Origin of the sequence: Acinetobacter sp. YH01022 (genome assembly GCF_013420235.1) — a bacterium.
Lineage (GTDB): Bacteria > Pseudomonadota > Gammaproteobacteria > Pseudomonadales > Moraxellaceae > Acinetobacter.
Window position 1 is genome coordinate 1 of sequence record NZ_VOYP01000054.1, and the last position, 17,424, is coordinate 17,424.

The 17,424-nt window shown below is 39.7% G+C and carries 13 protein-coding genes and 2 pseudogenes; 12 read left to right on the forward strand and 3 right to left on the reverse strand.

The window, feature by feature from the left end; translation table 11 throughout:
• Positions 1-108, forward strand: a pseudogene (locus FTT87_RS13940) (IS5/IS1182 family transposase); the annotation flags it as partial.
• Between the two features lie 171 nt (positions 109-279).
• A complete protein-coding gene (locus FTT87_RS13945; protein WP_180082099.1) occupies positions 280-2,847 on the forward strand; it encodes an EAL domain-containing protein in 2,568 nt (855 codons plus the stop codon).
• A 21-nt stretch (positions 2,848-2,868) separates the two neighbouring features.
• Here FTT87_RS13945 and FTT87_RS13950 read toward each other — a convergent pair whose 3' ends face one another.
• From FTT87_RS13950 to FTT87_RS13960, 3 genes and pseudogenes are all read right to left on the reverse strand, one after another.
• Positions 2,869-4,434 (reverse strand): sensor domain-containing diguanylate cyclase, encoded by a 1,566-nt coding sequence (locus FTT87_RS13950; RefSeq protein WP_180175020.1) that lies wholly within the window; start codon positions 4,432-4,434, stop codon positions 2,869-2,871.
• A 572-nt stretch (positions 4,435-5,006) separates the two neighbouring features.
• Positions 5,007-5,726 (reverse strand): annotated as a pseudogene (locus FTT87_RS13955) (N-6 DNA methylase); the annotation flags it as partial.
• Between the two features lie 255 nt (positions 5,727-5,981).
• Positions 5,982-7,151: a replication initiation protein gene (locus FTT87_RS13960; protein WP_180042826.1), complete on the reverse strand. Its 1,170-nt coding sequence runs from the start codon at positions 7,149-7,151 to the stop codon at positions 5,982-5,984.
• A gap of 904 nt (positions 7,152-8,055) precedes the next feature.
• Between FTT87_RS13960 and FTT87_RS13965 the strand changes: the two genes are divergently transcribed.
• The 10 genes from FTT87_RS13965 to ribA all read left to right on the forward strand — a co-directional run bounded on the left by FTT87_RS13965 (position 8,056) and on the right by ribA (position 17,155).
• Positions 8,056-8,841, forward strand: coding sequence for a ParA family protein (locus tag FTT87_RS13965; protein ID WP_166171951.1), 786 nt, complete (start codon positions 8,056-8,058; stop codon positions 8,839-8,841).
• 18 nt (positions 8,842-8,859) lie between these two features.
• Positions 8,860-9,759, forward strand: coding sequence for a ParB/RepB/Spo0J family partition protein (locus FTT87_RS13970; RefSeq protein WP_180082421.1), 900 nt, complete (start codon positions 8,860-8,862; stop codon positions 9,757-9,759).
• A gap of 292 nt (positions 9,760-10,051) precedes the next feature.
• Positions 10,052-10,195, forward strand: a complete 144-nt coding sequence (locus tag FTT87_RS13975) for a hypothetical protein (RefSeq protein ID WP_180082423.1) — start codon at positions 10,052-10,054, stop codon at positions 10,193-10,195.
• Positions 10,196-10,776: 581 nt separating this feature from the next.
• A complete protein-coding gene (locus FTT87_RS13980) occupies positions 10,777-11,526 on the forward strand; it encodes a thermostable hemolysin (protein WP_180082425.1) in 750 nt (249 codons plus the stop codon).
• A 30-nt stretch (positions 11,527-11,556) separates the two neighbouring features.
• Positions 11,557-11,769 carry a hypothetical protein gene (locus tag FTT87_RS16085; RefSeq protein ID WP_257221743.1) on the forward strand — a complete coding sequence of 71 codons (213 nt, stop codon included), beginning with the start codon at positions 11,557-11,559 and terminating at the stop codon, positions 11,767-11,769.
• Positions 11,770-11,778: 9 nt separating this feature from the next.
• The gene (locus tag FTT87_RS13985) at positions 11,779-13,068 is read left to right on the forward strand and encodes an AMP-binding protein (protein ID WP_368856217.1); all 1,290 of its coding nucleotides are present in this window, start codon (positions 11,779-11,781) and stop codon (positions 13,066-13,068) included.
• Positions 13,069-13,268: 200 nt separating this feature from the next.
• Positions 13,269-14,378, forward strand: a complete 1,110-nt coding sequence (locus FTT87_RS13990; protein WP_180175021.1) for an RNA-guided endonuclease TnpB family protein — start codon at positions 13,269-13,271, stop codon at positions 14,376-14,378.
• Positions 14,379-14,431: 53 nt separating this feature from the next.
• Entirely contained in the window at positions 14,432-15,205 is a 774-nt protein-coding gene (locus tag FTT87_RS13995; RefSeq protein WP_257230589.1) for a TauD/TfdA family dioxygenase, read from the forward strand.
• Between the two features lie 48 nt (positions 15,206-15,253).
• Positions 15,254-16,063 carry an SDR family oxidoreductase gene (locus tag FTT87_RS14000; protein WP_180175022.1) on the forward strand — a complete coding sequence of 270 codons (810 nt, stop codon included), beginning with the start codon at positions 15,254-15,256 and terminating at the stop codon, positions 16,061-16,063.
• 489 nt (positions 16,064-16,552) lie between these two features.
• Positions 16,553-17,155 carry a GTP cyclohydrolase II gene (gene ribA / locus FTT87_RS14005; RefSeq protein WP_180175023.1) on the forward strand — a complete coding sequence of 201 codons (603 nt, stop codon included), beginning with the start codon at positions 16,553-16,555 and terminating at the stop codon, positions 17,153-17,155.
• Positions 17,156-17,424: the final 269 nt, after the last annotated feature.

Below are 17,424 nucleotides of genomic sequence, written 5' to 3' on the forward strand. Positions count from 1 at the left end.
TTGAAAACATTTAGAATATTAAGTGAACGCTATCGAAATAGACGGAAAAGATTCGGTTTACGCATTAACTTAATCGCTGCACTGGTAAACCGGATAAATTTTCAATAATGACTTTCGCAAGAGATCTGATAATACTTTTAGATAATAATATGTGAAGGTTATCGCATTTTTGTTATAGTATTTAAGTAAGGGTAATCATTCACATTTAGATCCAGTTTTACAAAATTTCGTTGAGAATCTATCCAAAATGCGCAATACAACTCTAGGGTGGCAAACTATATGAGTCAAACAGCGAGTTATTTAGATACTCAATCTATTTTTAATTTAATTGGGCAGCATGCTGAGTTAAGCCTCATATTTCAGATGGTCAGTGAATGGCTAGAAGTCCGGATACCAGATTCAATGGTCTCCATTATGTTGTACTCTGAAACAGAACAAACTTTAAATTTAATTAGTGGTAGCCAGCATTTTTCCAACCGATATATAGAAACGGTCTCTGATCTAAAAATAGGTCCACATGTGGGAGCATGTGGTGCGGCAGCTTTTCACCGCAAACTGGTGATTTGTGAAAATTTAGCGATTGACCCCAACTGGGAAGCTTTCAATAGCCTGATTCAAGAAGAGAATCTCAACGCGTGTTGGTCAATGCCGATTATTAATGCGCAGGGAACCCTCTATGGAACCTTTGCAACCTATTACCGTTCTCCCAAGTGTCCAAGCTCTACTCATATTAAATTGATTACTCATGCCGCGTCTTTAGTTGCCTTGAGTATGGACCTGCATGCAGAACGGCAACAGAGACTGGCGTTAAATGACAAATATCGGTCTTTCTTCACTTACCATCCCGATGCCATTTTTGAACATAATCCTGCAGGTATTATTCTGGATGTTAATCTTGCATCTAAAGACCTCACCAAATTAAATCCGGAACAGACTAGAGGCTTACATTTCTCAAAATTTATCTGCCCTGACTTTCAAGCTATAGTTCAAACTGCATTTGAACAGGCCTTGCAAGGCAACAGCCAACACCTGGAAATTCAGGCAAAGAATGCCTTGGGGGAATGTTACTGGCTAGACCTCACGTATTTACCTCTTCAACAAGCTCAGCAGGTGGTCGGTGTATTTGGGATCGCCCGTAATATTACCGAGCGGCATGAAACCGAAGAAATGTTACGTTTACTGAAACGTAGTGTCGATGCGAATCCTCATGGCATAGTGCTGACCAATGCTTCTGCACACCATGCTATTGAATATGTTAATCCTGCTTTTGAAAGCCTGACCGGTTATAAAAAAGAAGATGTGCTAGGTCAGAACTGTCGTTTTCTGCAAGGTCCTGATACCGACCCGAAGACAATTGATAAAATACGCAACGCACTTCAAGAACAGCAAGAAATCCAGATCACCCTAAAAAACTATCGTAAAGATGGCAGCTGGTTCTGGAATCAGCTGGTATTGGGGCCGGTTTTTGATGACAAAAATTTTTGCACCCATTTTATTGGAATTCAGCAAGATATTACCCAGCAGCGGGCAAATAGCGAATATATCGCCCGTCAGCAGACCCACGATAGTCTAACTGGATTAATTAATCATCATACCTTTGAAGAAATACTGGATACGACCTTCCATTTGCACCATGACAATCACCGATCACTCATTGTCATGTATGTGGATCTAGATGGCTTCCAGCCTTTAAATCAAGGTTTGGGCCACTTCATTGGCGATCAACTTTTGATAGCTGTAGCCAATCGTCTGCGTCAGGTTATCCCAGAAGAGCATATCATTTCACATTTTTCAGCAGATGAATTTGGCATACTGCTAAATAAATGTGATGATTTAAAACAGGTCGCTGTGCTTGCAGAGCAAGTCTTAAAAAGTCTGTCAGCTCCATTTAATATTCATGGTCATAAAATCCATATTAGTGCAAGTATTGGCATTGCAGATGATGATCCTCAAATAGAAAAATCTAACGAATTGCTGCATCATGCCATACATGCAATGAGTGAAGCGAAAAAAGAAGGGGGCAATACCTGGCATTGGTATGCTTTTAACTCTACGCGCACTCCGAAAATCGACTATGTGCTGATGCGCCATGAGTTAATGGTTGCCGTAGAAGAAAAACAGTTCAGGTTAGTCTATCAACCGGTTATTGATGCTGACTCAGGACAATTAAAAAGTGTAGAAGCCTTGATTCGTTGGCAGCATCCGCAAAGAGGTTCCATCTCTCCAGCAGAGTTTATTCCATTTGCTGAAACAACCGGTCAAATTGTAGTGATTGGCCAATGGGTATTACAGCAAGCCTGCCAGGATATCGTCGATTGGAACAAGAAAAATGGCACTAATCTGAGTGTAGCTGTCAATCTTTCCCCGCTACAGTTTAAGCGCACCGGCTTTTTACATGACTTACAAGAAACCCTGGCAGATACCCAGTTGCAGCCCGAGTTGTTAAAAATTGAAGTTACCGAAACCATGTTAATCGCAGGTGCTGACCGTTCGTTAGAAATTTTAAAGGCTGTTCGTGACTTGGGCATCAAAGTCTCTGTCGATGACTTTGGCACAGGATACTCCAGCCTGAGTTATTTACGTACTTTACCTGTGGATGAGATAAAACTCGATCGCAGTTTTATTGAACATTTACCTCAAAATGAGAAAGATGGCGCGATTGTCGCTGCAATTATTGTCATGGCTCATCAACTTGGATTACAAGTGGTTGCTGAAGGCATAGAAACTCAAGCTCAGGCGCAGTTTTTAAAAAACTATGATTGTGACCATTTTCAAGGTTACCATTTTGCTCACCCCGCTTCGCTTAGCGAGCTCAAGCTTAATTATAAACGGGTAGAATTGGTATAAAACTCAATACGCTCTCTCCGCCTAATAACAGATACAGTTGCGTCCGTTATTTTTAGCCTGATAAAGTTTATTATCAGCCATTTTAAAAACCTCGGTCACATCATCTGAGCTTTTAGGCCAAAAGGCAATTCCAACAGATATGGTAATAGGTTCGATAAAATTGAAGTTACTAGATTCGATTGTTTTTCTTAAACGTTCCGCAGCATTATAAGCAACCTTCGTATCTGAAGTCGTCATTAATACAATAAATTCCTCTCCTCCTATCCGACAACAGATGTCTTCATCCCTGAAATTATTTTTCATCAAGCTGGCCAGGGTTTTTAAAACGGCATCTCCTTGACCATGACCATAGCGATCATTCACCTGCTTAAAATAATCGATATCAATCGCTAGCACAGTAAAATCTCGTCCTAAGTTCATCACTTCTTTTAAGAAGATTTGCATCCCCCGCCGGTTATATAAACCGGTCAGTGGATCAGTATTCACATGTTGACGCAATTCAGCAATCTTCTCACTGAAGGTTTGCGAACTGAGTAACAATGAGGTTCTAAACTTTAAAACCTCAAAATACCAAGGATCAACTTGTTTAATGTTCTCCTGAATGTCAGGCTGATTGAGCATGCTGGCCATTTTTGCCAAGCTATTTAACGGTGAAGAAATAAAGCGCGACATTCTCCAGACAATAATAAAAATAAAAATATAAAAAATTAAAATGCCGACTGAGACTTTTAAAAGAATAACGTTAGCCTGCCTAAACAACTCTTCCGTCGGTTGCTGGGAGACGACAATCCAGTTCACACTGGGAATGTAGGCAAAACCTGCCAAATTCTCGATTCCCCGACTATTGATTAACCGGACACTTCCCATGCGAGTACGGATCATATAATCCAGCCCGGTATTATTGATAATTTTTTCTCCGATTCTGCTCGGATCGGGATGAAAAATAATTCGATTATCCTGATCAATGACATACATATAACTTTTCTTAAAGTCATATTCGGTAGAAAGCATTTTCTGGATCAGATTATTTTTTTGTAAATAAATCGTGCCCCCCACCATGCCCTGATATTTTTTATTGCGGTCATAGATCGGTTGAGATAGCAGTACAATTAGATTATGTTTAACTGACCAATAAGGGGGAGAAATATAAGTACTTTTATGCTTTAAGGATTCAGTAATTCCCACTGTTTTATATAAAATATGGGGACTCAAGTTTAAACTTCGAGGTGCAAAAGAAATAACTCTGCTTTGCTTATCCACAACCAATACACTGTTAAATTTGTTAGATTGATGTTTAAGACGCTTTGCTTCTTCTTGGATTAATTGGGGATTAGAAAAATCCTGCCCTAACAGCTCAGCACTATATTTTAATTCTTTGAGCATATCATCGAAATGCTGATCTGCGCTGTTGGCAACCTTTGAGGCATATTTGACATTCACTAAAAGTGAATTCTGAATTAATTGGTCTTTAATGACATAATTGAGAATAAATACAGAAACAATAAATAAACACGAAACACTGAGGATAGTCGAAATCAAAATCAGTTTGCGAAGATTTAATTTAAGTGCCAAGAGAATCTGTTTCAAAAACCTGATCCCAAACTATTGTGACTATATTTATATTTTATAATACATTTGATCAATAAGTTAATAAATTCATGTCTAATAAACTCAATGAATGCTATTTTTTAAACCTCAGGTTTGAGTGTGCAGATGCATAAGCTACTCAGTAAAATCACGACAAGTTATTGAATAGAAATTAAAACTTAGCTAAACCTGAAAAATAGACCAAAGATAGCCTCCAATTTCAATGGGGTTATTCAGTTGTTCTCAAACATATGGATACTTTCTGACCAACTATTGCGGATTTAGGAGCTGAATAATCGGTGTCATGCTTAGGCTATTTTCTAGAGAAAAAGCCAGCATACATCATGGGCATATGATCCTTTTCCTTTCTTTTTTGGGCATAAGTCCATCAGTTAAATACGATCTCTGATCGGGCAGGATCTGGACTGGCTCAAATCTTATCTTGCCAGATCACATCGTTGTCTGCTTTTCAAACCCGACATAAAACTGCTCCATCAGCAGCCGCGTTCCACCAGCAGACAGCTAAACCCACAATCCCATTCAAATAGCTTAACCTTGTACTTGATCGTAAATATATCCACGTCTTTACCTTCACGCTTCGCCCACAGCAGCAAGTAACCTGAACCGCAGGTCGGATCATACATGGGAAGCGAGCGCTATTTACCTTGGGTGACCATCTTGGACGATAAGGTTGATATCTTTTGCGGGGTATAGAACTTGCCGGGTTTTTCTTTCCGGCACCGGAAGTAGACTCGCCAATCCTGTATTCGTGAGCATACCCTACTACATCGGCTTCAGTATTGGAAATATCAAAATCAATATCATCTAAATGACTGAGAGCTTTTACCACCAGTTGATTACGGTTACTGGCATTATTGCCGAATTTAGTGAAGTTCAGATACGGGTCTTCAAACAGGTTGGAAAGTCATCGGCAGAATCAGTACCCAGATTACTTTGTTTAATTGACTTAAGGGCACAGTAAATCATCCAGAATAAATTCTCCCTGACAGCCACGCTGCACAAGGCTATAAAACAGTTGTTTTAGGGTTAAGTCCTAACCCGCTTCTTCAAATAGCATTGTTTCTGATTTCTTTAATATATGACACATGCTCAAGATTGTTTTCATCCAGATCAAGGATATAACATCTTCACCCTCTAACAGCTCATTGGCAAAGTTCACCGCTTTCTGACAGGTATTTAAAGAAAATAAAAACCAAGATGTAATCACGCAATTCATCTTCTCCTATGCTGCCACGCAACATATTAGTAATATTCCAAAGTTGTTTTTGTAGCTATTGCAGTTATACCAGGGTCATGCAGAATTCATCAGTTTAATTTTTTATAAGTATAGTTTAGTTTGATAATCAAAAGTTTCCAGCGCTATAGGACTTCATTTGTCGCTGCGATTGGACTTTGTCCAATCTTGCATAGAAATGCGCGACACATGATAAAAATTGTAGCAAGTTGCTACACACTTTAAAGCTTCGCTGATCCCAACATCCAGTTTAAAGCATAGTCATAAAGACTGTAGTAAGTTGCTACACTTTTTAAATAATTTCTTTACCAAAAATCTCATTCAAACGCGCGCGATTTTGCTGAACGAAATCGGGATCATTTTTCAGTTTATATTTCATCTCTTTCTTGAAGTCACTCATGGAAGCACCCGCCACAGCAAAATCCATTTGGAACATAATATCGTTCACAATCACGTTGGCCTGAGAGTCAGTTAGGCAGCCTTCGGTCTTAAACCATTTGCTGAACTGTTTATAATTCGGATCATTGGCATAGATATACCAGGAACGGACTGTCAGATCGAATTTTGCCCCCAGCTCTTTTACAATGGCATTGTCATCAAAATCGACATCCAAGTAGATTTGGGTCTTTTCGTTGCTGTGTGGGATCACCGCCTCAGTATGTCCATTCACAATTTTAAAGCGCACACCCACCACAGGACGGCCTTTCTTGATGGTGTCATATTCGAGTTTAAGGCTGGTTCTTTGATTAATTTCTTCAACAATCTTATCCAGCACATAACGTCTGAAGTCGACCCAGCGATCATATTTTTTTTCGCCAATGTCAGTAAGTGCCTTGATATTTTCCAGTGACAGTTCAACCTCATAGCAGTCTTGATTGGCATATTTGAACTCGTTTTTAATAAAGTAGGAATACAGACTCATACTGGTTACCGAGTCTAAAGCAAATAAATCCTTTAATTGGTAAGTGGTAAAATTGCCGCTTGCCAGACGGGTAAAATAAGGTAGTACTTCACTGGTAAAACGGATCTGCAAGGCATTTTTGGCATCATCTTCCCAACGCAGTTCTCGAATAATTGGAACTACCGAATGGACTTTTTTAACCTTGCGCTTGCTTTCATCTACGGGTTCTTCAATGACAAAATGGGCCACCCGGGAGGACAGCTCTTTATAGATCCGGTCAATCGCGACATTAATGGAATTCTTTTTATCCAGACCCAGCAATTCGCCTAAATCATCTTTATGCAAATAAATGTAGGTTTGCTCGGTAATTTCACGATCTTGATTATTTTTTTCACCATAGTTGGCCACTGCCATCGCATAAAGTAACGCTTTGTACTCATTGGATGACAGTTCGATCGGTCGGATCAGTCGATTGCTGGTACTGACCACGCCATTATGTCGAATATTGCCAATACAATACGGTAAGTATTCTATTTCTTCTTGTTCATTCAGCTTGTTCATAGGTGGAAAAAAAAAGTTATTTTCTACATGTTATACACAAAAGTGGAATCTCATGCAAATTATCCACCATTTTAACTCAGGCAAACCGATCCTTGGCCAAGAAACTCTTAAATCCCAAGCTAAGAGTGGAAAGCTTGTCACTCTGTTTTGCCATTTAAAACACTTTTTAAACATGAAGTGGAAAGCCATATTAAAAATTCACTTTTTAGTGACAAAGCTTCCACTTTTAATATTTCTCAGAAATCTTTAAGTCAGCTAAAAAGGGAAAAAAACCATTAAGCCCTGTAATAAAGTGGAAAGAATAATAAAAAATACACCTTAATAGTGACAAAGCTTCCACTTTTAGACAGTCCAGAAGTGAAAATGTACAGTCGCCTTGATGAAATTAGCAACAAACAGTTTATCCACAGGATAAAAATATCAAAATGACAAGCTTTCCACCTTTAAGGTCAAATAATTCAACTTATCAACAGATTAAAATATTGAATTTAAATAATTTTGTAAGATAAATTTAAGTTTTTTTTTAAACCCGTGACAACCCTTCCACCATAGTGACAGACCTTCCACCTTTCAGTGACAGACCTTCCACCTTTTAGTGACAGACCTTCCACCTTTTAGTGACAAGTCTTCCACCTTTCAGTGACAAACCTTCCACTTTTCGGTGACAAACCTTCCACTTTAAAATCTATAAGATATTGATTTTAAAAAATAAAAAAGTGCTCTAATTATAATTAACTAATTATATTAATTAATACTAATTATAATTAGCTAGCTATATTTTATAAAAAAATCAATTTGTTTGTTTTTTATTCATAATCAGATTATAACTTCAAACTAAGCACAACAAGGTGTAGCAACTTGCTACAAAGTTCTTTATATTACAATAACTCAAGTGAGGATAATTATGACAACTCGGTCAACTAAAATCATTGCAGTGGCAAATCATAAAGGTGGTTGTGGAAAAACAACCACAGTCGTTCATCTAGCGTCTGAACTAGCCGACTTGGGTAATAAAGTATTGGTGATAGATTTAGATCCTCAGGCCAATGCAAGCTTACATATCGGATCAAGACATCCAAGTGAAGTTGAAACCACGTCGGCTGAATTACTACTGGGTGATTTAAACCTATTATCGGATGCCCTGGAAGAAGAAACCAATTTCAAAAACGTTTCTTTAATTTATGGTTCACTCAATTTAGGTAAAGCTGAAGATCAACTCAAAGATGATGCCCCAAGACCATCTGAAGAACTCTCCAATAAGTTGGAATTATTAAAAGGATTGTATGACTTCATCCTGATTGACTGTCCTCCAAGCCTAAAACTGCTCACCAGTAATGCATTGGCAGCCTCTACCCATGTGATGGTACCAATTGAGTCAGGTTCACAATATGGCTTGTATGGAGTAACTGACTTGATTAACCATTTAAGTAAAATCAGACGGGTCAATCCTGAGTTAAAACTTTTAGGCGCCTTGTTGATTAAACATGATGAACGTCAAAACGTCTGTAAATTGATTAGAGATGAAGCTTTAAGCCAAGTCGGTGAACTGTTAAAAACCACCATCCCAATGAGTACTAAAGTGAATCAGGCCGCAATTTTGCAACAGCCTTTATTCAGTGTAGATAAAAACGCTAAAGTTCGTAAAGCTTTCCAAGATTTAGCCAAAGAAATCATCAATCGTGTTGAATAAAAGCCTGCTGAGAATATTATGGTAAGTACAAAAGAATTGCTGGCACAACGTTTACAGCAAAATACTCAAAAGCATCAACAAGCTCAGCAAGAGCATGTTAATGATGTGAAAGAATTGCGTCGTAATGTACAAATTACAGATATCCAGCCAAGCCCAAATCAGCCAAGAAAAATATTTAATCCACAAGATATAGAAGACTTGGCAGCATCGATTGAAGAAATTGGCTTGTTACAACCAATTGCAGTGCGACGGATCCATGACAAATATGAATTAATCGCTGGTGAAAGACGCTTGAAAGCGCATCAAATTCTCAATAAAAACACCATTGAAGTGATTGTGATTGATGCATCTGATGAAGAAGTAGCACTGTTAACGCTAGCGGAAAACCTAAAACGGGAAGACTTAACTGATTATGAAATTTATGTGGGCTTAAGTTCACTGGATGAGAAACTAAAAAAGAACAAGCAAAAACTGGCAAAATCCTTAGGCATGAACCGGGAAGATATGTATAAATATTTATCTTTCGAAAAATTACCTCAAGAGCTGATTGAAGATTTAGAGCAACAACCGGCATTGCTGGCACGAACTGCCGCAACAGCAGTCAAAAAGTTTCTCTCCGATTATGAAGAAAATTACAGCAATGCTAAAAAAGCACTGCTAGAAGCCTGGGCGAAATTACTGAAAAAAGAAGTAGAGCAAACAAAACTGGCAGTATTGGCAGAAAAAATTCTCAAATCGAAAGAAACCAAACAACCCATTAAAACGTCAATCGTGCATAAAATCGAATATGAGGGGAAAGTCGCTGGCAATATCAAGTTTGATCACAATACTTTAAAAGTATCATTAAAGATAAGTGAATTTGATGATCAAAACTTACAGGAGCTGGAAAACCTGTTGAAAAAAATGCTAAATCAGTAATAGAAAAAGGTGTAGCAAATTGCTACACCTTTTTCATTAAGTCGTGAACAATTAGCACCTAAATCAGGATAAGCAGTACTCAAACTAAACGATTATTGACTCAATCAGAATTTAAATAGCTTAAGAAAAATGGGTGACTAAAAAAATCATGCTTAGTATTTAAATTTGAAGTATTTATATATTTTTTGAATTCAGATGCTATAAATTTCTGGTTTTTTATTCGAAAATAAAATGTTAATTCAATTTAAAAAGATTTTTTCTTAATGCTCACCATATTGTTTCAGCAGAAATTATGCCACTTGAATCAAATACTTTTTCAGTGCAAATTAAAACCTTGTCAATGAGTCAGGGAAATAAAGAGGTGATCAATATTGATTTTGATGATTATGAGTTTGCCAATGCATTGATCAGTAAAATCAAAAAAGTCCTGAAATAAAGTTCTAATTATATGAATACATGAGCACTACATAATATAGATTTAGCTCTCAATCCATATTTAGCTCACTATTCGGGTTAGGGGGCTATAAGTGAGATGGGAAACGCTTTTCTGGGGAGAAAAGGTATCTGATAATTATTTGATTACATATTAAGGGAACAATTTTACTAAACAGCAACAAGAATTATGGGGGCTATCATTTTAAAGCACACTGTATTTTTTCCATATTTCATCTTGATGTTCCTTCATCAGAAATGTTGTTACCTTGTTCGAAGTTTAGAATGATTTAAGCTCCGATTTTTGTTTTCCAGATGCATACCCTTTTACTTAATAAAGCAGAAACAACAAAACGTTAAGTGATAAAAATAACATGATTGAGATTTTAAACTACCCGTTTAAAAATCAAAGATAAGTGCTGATGTCGCGATGCATAATTCGTTTTAATTTGATCATGATTCATTCTATAGCTCAACTTTTCAAGCCTGAAATTGCTTAAAAATACGCCTTCGATAGTGCTAAGTGTTTTTTAAGTTTACAGACCTAAGGTGATCACCAAGCTGTTTATGTGTGGTGAAAAGAGAATGATGAAATTCAATTTGGATGATCGTTCATTTAGTAAAACCTACTATCTGGATCGCAATACCCATCCATTAAAAGTTAAAAAAAACATCAATAATCAGAAACTTTTAGAACAAAAAAATTATTCTATTTCTTCTGTTGTGGTCTTAAAAAATTCATCACTTCGACTCGTGGTGAAAACCGTGCAACGAAGCGAGATCGCTGAACGGAACATGTTGGAAAACTTTATCCGTGAGAAATACCGCCAAGTCCATCAGGCCTCAGTCTGTGAATTTTCTTCTACCCTGTTTGCCGGTTATGTTGGGACTGAGATGCAGGTCGTGATTGGTATGGAGCATTTAAGCACGGTAGATGCTTTTCTTGAACGGTATCTAGATGCGTCGATTGAACAGATACTCACTCAATTAAGTAATGTACCAGTGCAAAGACCGCAGATTGTTGAGATTGGCAATTTGGCAGCTTTGGATATGGATAAAGCCAAATTGATGGTGGCTTTTCTGGTGTTTCATTTATCGCAAAAAAATATTGATTGGGCCGTGTGTACCGGTACTGCAGCGGTTCGTTATGTATTGCAAAAAATGGGGTTGCAGTTTTATGTCATTGAAAAAGCCGACCCTGAAGTGTTGGGGGAAGCAAAACTTCAATGGGGCAGTTATTACCAGCAGAAACCTTATGTGCTTGCCATTGATGTAGCTGCAGCATTGCAGTTTACTCAGCAGTTTTACAGTTTCTCTGAATCAATTGACCAGTAGTTCGTCTTGGTAGATATACGGAATTTTAAAATGATGAATCATTTTTTTAAGGCCATTTCAGCCTATGCCCAGCAGGATCCGACACGTGAAGCCATTGTTACTGATAGGGATAGGCTTAACTATGCTGAGCTGAAAAATCAGCTTGAACAGCTTCGTGCTGAGTTAATCAAGCTAAATATTCAACGTCTGGCACTCTGGGGCGTGAATAGTGTGGATTGGATTATCATTGATCTCGCGGCCTAGTTAGCCGGTGTGACCGTAATTCCTATTCCCTTGTTTTTTACCAAAGAACAGGTTCGTCATTTGTTACAAGACAGTCAGGCAGACCTGCTTTGTATGGCAAGTGAAAAAATAAATGATGCACCACAGTGGCTAATGGAATTAGTCGATGAAATAGGCAAGCATGAGGTCTCTGTATCTGTCGATATGTATGCTCGGTTTTTTCGTTTAGCACAGCATCAAACACAGCACCAGGGCTTGCTTCCTTATCAATCCCGGCGGTTGGCAAAAATTACCTATACCTCGGGCAGTACTGGAACGCCGAAAGGGGTATGTCTGGCGGAAGACACTATTGAGTCAATTACCCATTCTCTAAGTCAGGCACTGGCCAGCAGCCAGCTTGGACGGCATTTATGCCTGATTCCATTTGCCACTTTACTGGAAAATATTGCCGGGATTTATGTCGCACTCAATATGGGACGTTCAGTGGTCATAGATGAGGTGAGTCAGTTTGGACTGGTCTCTAATCATACTTTTAATGTACAGCGTTTTGTAAATGCTGTGCAGACTTATCAAATTGAAAGTGTGATTTTACTGCCGCAAATGTTGAAAGCTATTGTGGAATATAGCACTGAATACGGCAGTACAGGTCTCAGTACGCTGAAATTTATTGCCGTTGGTGGCGGGAAAGTATCTGCCGATTTTCTTCAACAGTGCCAGCAGCTAAAACTTCCAGTCTATGAGGGGTATGGCCTGTCCGAGTGTGCCTCGGTAGTCAGTCTGAATCTGCCGGGTGCACGCCGGGTTGGCAGTGTAGGTCGGGTTCTGCCGCATGTCGAGGTTGAGATTGCGGCTAACAGCGAAGTAGTGGTCAAAGGCAATGCCATGCTGGGTTATGTCAACGACTTGGTAGCCACTCCCTATATTCATACTGGCGATGCTGGCTATTTTGATGAAGACGGCTATTTATACATTACCGGGCGCATCAAGCAGATAATTGTCAGCAGTTTTGGACGCAATATTTCCCCAGAATGGGTGGAGTCCAACAGTCTAACCGAACCTGAAATTCAGCAGATTGTCATTTTCGGGGAGGAACAGCCGTATCTGTCTGCTGTGATTTATGCCGATGATTCCACTTCCGAGCAACGGCTTGCAGTGGCAATCGAGAGAGCCAATGCTCGAATGCCTGATTATGCCCAGATTAAACGCTGGTGTCGTGCTCCCGAGCCATTTTCCCTGAGTAACCAGATGCTGACCGATAATGGAAAGTTGCGCAGGCAGCAGATCCAGCAGCATTTTCAGGCTGAATTGACAGCAAATTAACCCATATTTTCTGTGCATGCCCACGTGAACCACAGACCCATGTACAGCAGCAGAGAGTAAACTTATCTAAATGAAGCGTAAAACCCCCACCTGAGAAGCATCGCTTCGCAAGGGTGGGGGATATAAGCGACACGACATGAAATGTCGTTCAAGTTTGATTAATGGTTTTTTAAAATCCATCAAAATATTAATATAAGCACATGAAAACCCTTAAATTGCGTATTAAAGACAAACATTGCAAGGTGCTAGACCAATTGGCATCTGAGGTTAATTTTGTCTGGAATTATGTGAATGATTTAGGGTTTAAACACCTCAAGAGAAAAGGTGAATTTCTCAGTGCTTACGATATTGCTAAATATACCAAAGGCACATCAAAAGAGTGTGATTTACATAGCCAAACTATTCAGGCTGTCACCGAAGAATTGGTCACACGTAGAAAACAGTTCAAAAAAGCAAAACTTAGATGGCGTGTCAGCAATAAGAAATCAGCAAGACGATCACTCGGATGGATACCGTTCAAGAAAGTTGCCATCAAGTATGCTGATGGATACGTTCAGTACGGCAAGCATCAGTTCAAGGTTTGGGACAGTTACGGTTTAAGTCAGTACAGCGTTAAGACAGGTTTATTCGTTGAGGATAGTCGTGGCCGTTGGTATGTGTGTCTGGTGGTGGATGCACCAAAGCAAGTCAAACCGACAGCGACCAAAGCCATAGGCATTGATTTAGGCTTAAAAGATATTGCGACCTGTTCTGATGGCACTGTCATCAGTAATCCGAAATTCTATCAAAAGTATGAGCAGAAATTAGGGATAGCTCAAAGAGCCAAGAACAAAAAACGTGTTCGTGCATTACACGCCAAGATTGCGAATTGTCGTAAAGACCATTTGCACAAGGCAAGCACCATGCTTGTCAAGGGAAATGCACTGATTGTTGTTGGCGATCTGAGTGCCAAAAAACTTGTAAAAACCAAAATGGCAAAGTCTGTTTTAGATACAGGGTTTTCAGCACTCAAAACAATGCTCAAGTATAAATGCGAGAACGCAAGTGTATTGTTTGAAGAAGTCAATGAAGCCTATACCACCCAAATCTGTTCGAGTTGTATGAAAATCTCAAGCAACAGTCCGAAAGGTAGAGCAGATTTGCGAATAAGAGAGTGGCAATGTGAGTGCGGTATCACTCATCAACGGGACATTAATAGTTCCAAAGTCATTCTTGCGCTCGGGCATGAGCGTCTAGCAGTAGGAATCCCGCCACCTAGCGAAAGCGTAGGTGGCGGGAGAATGTCAAGAATATTGCATCACAGATTTTAAGCACGACTCATGCACAGATCAAACAGCGTCTGATAGAACAGGGTTGGGTCTTGTTGAGACATGAACACTATGGCGTGACATCTTTTAGTGAACTCATGAATGGTCTATACCAGCGGCTGACCTATGACCCCACCCGGGAAAACATTACTCGTCAGTCGCAGAAAGTCGATGCTGGTACGCAGGCCATGGGGCTACATATTGAAAATGACAGTACCCCGCTGCCACCCGACATCATCGCCTTTTTTAGTGAAAAAAGTGCTTCGCGTGGCTCGCAGACCACCTTATGTGATGGGCATGAGGTCTGGAAAAATCTACCAGATGCTCTCAAGCAGAAATTTGCCGAGCCGATGACCATCAGCCGTTATTTACCCAAGCCGATCTGGCAAAAGTATGTGGCAACTGCGCTAAATATTGAGAATGCTGAACAGGTCGGGCAGCAGGAGCTAGATCGTTTTATCAAGATGCTGCCCGGACAATGCATCAGCCCCGCAGATGCTGAAGGCGTGCAGTACCATTTAAGCATGAATATGGTCCGTCATGACAATCTCAAGGGGGTTCTGGCCTTTGCCAACACCTTGCTGGGGCCTTCTTATAATTATGAAAAACCCCGTTTTCATTTTGCGGATGGTTCAGAAATCAGCCCCGATTTGCTGGCTGAACTGGCAGAGCGCTGTGAAAACGAGACCTCGGAAATTGACTGGCAGGATAGTGATCTAGTGATTATCGACAACAAACGTTTTATGCATGGTCGACGTGAAATACTGGTGCCACTTGAACAGCGTAAGCTGTATATTTGTATGGGGCTGGGCTTAGATACTGCCTTTTAAGCAGGATGCTACATCACATTAAAAACTTAACAGAAAGAGAAATGATCTATGTCTAATTTAACCGCAGTCCTTCTTGGTGCAACTGGTGGCATTGGGCAGGCCATTGCAAATATTCTGGGGAAAAATGGCCTGAATCTGGTCTTAGTCGGACGCAATCAGCAGGCTTTGCAGCAGTTGCGTGAAAAATTGCTACAGCATTATCCGCAGGTACAACTGCATGTGATCCGCTGTGACCTGGCTGAGCAGCACAGCCGCGATGAGCTGATTCATGCGCTGGCCGCGCTGAATACCCCGATTCACTATTATATTAACAATGCCGGCATTAACGATTTCAGCCTGTTCTCTCAGCAGTCACAGGACACCATGGAACAGATGATGCTGATCAATGTGGTCTATCCATTGCAACTGCTCCAAGGCATCATTCCACTGATGTCGAAAACTCAGCCGAGCCAGATGATTCATATCGGCTCTACTTTAGGCAGTATCGGCTATCCGGGCTATGTCAGCTATTGTGCCAGCAAATTTGCCCTACGTGGCGCGACTGAAGCCTTGGCACGAGAATACAGCAAGACCCCGCTCAAATTTCGCTATTTCTCGCCGCGGGCCACCAATACCGAAATGAACAATCCTGATGTGGTTGAAATGAATATCCGGCTGGGTACGAATATTGATACACCAGAATTTGTAGCACAGGAATTTTATCAATTCCTGCAGAAAGACTGTCAGTCCTATCAGGTCGGCTATCCCGAGAAAATCTTCGTCAAGGTCAATCAAGTCCTGCCAAATATCGTGGCCAATTCTCTTCAGAAAGATCTGGATACTATTTGCCAATATGCAGATAAACAAAAAGGGGGATGAGGTTTTGAAGTCTTTATTTCGGCTCTCTTGGTGTACGGTCACAGGCTTGATTTAAAGCCTGCTTAAATTTTGGTTTGGGATTAGACGACTTAATATTCAACTTTGACCAGCTGTGTTGACTGATGAGTGAGGTTAAAGCAGGGATCAAAAGTATGATGCAGTAGGTGTTGGAATATATCAGCTAGACTGATTGCAAAACGCTCCGGACAAAAGTGGACAGGTTATACTCATTGACAGCAAATATGCTGATAGGAGGCAAGCATTCAATCCGTAGTTTTTTTTGCTGGTCTAGAGCGGTTTAAAATGTGAACAAGATGTTCTCGGAGTTCACATAAAATTCACTTTAAAATCACTATGATCAAATCCGAAATATAATATTTCGAAGACACGAAAATACTGAACCCGTCTTAATTTAATTGATATGACCGATCTTTTATTTTTTGATGAACAGTGTTTTTACTGGCTCTTAAAATCTAATTGGATGAATCAGTGGTGATACAATTTGTTTCTAAATCTAAATTACCAACTGCTTTTGGTAATTTTGAGATTCTAGCATTTCAAGATCCGACCACGGGTGAAGAACATATTGCTCTTGCTCAAGGATTAGAAACGGCTCCTGTAAAACCCGTATTAGTCAGAATGCATTCTGAGTGTCTCACAGGAGACGCTTTTGGTTCATTAAAATGTGATTGTGGTCCACAATTACATGCAACCATGAAAATGATTAACGACGCGGGGCAAGGGGTGATCTTGTACCTACGTCAGGAAGGTCGTGGAATAGGATTGACCAATAAAATCCGGGCATATGCACTGCAAGATCAAGGTCATGATACGCTTGATGCCAATCTGTTGTTAAATTTACCTGCAGATGCCCGGCAGTATGACATGTGTAGCATTATGCTGGATTACCTAAAAATTAAAGATGTCCAGTTGGTTACAAATAATCCACTTAAAATCAGGGCACTGACTGATTTAGGAATTAATGTGGTTAGCCGCGTTCCCTTGACGGTAGGCTTAAATCATTTTAATAAAGCTTATTTAGAAACAAAGCAGAAGCGTATGTCACATCTGTATGAAAACAGTGATTTTTAGCCTAGCTTAAGCCTAAACATTTTAACTCTTCTTATTGTTTCTGTTGAAAATAGATGAGGATGGTAAGCGTCCGCTGAACACACCTTATGAATTCATCCTATAAGCCTTAATTTAGTTCCCACCTAAAAACAAGTGGGGACTTAAGTAAGCGTCCGCTGAACACACCTTCTGAATTCATCCTATAAGCCTTAATTTAGTCCCCACTTAGAAACAAGTGGGGACTTAAATTTATGACTACAAATAATCAGACATCCATCGCATCTCTTGCG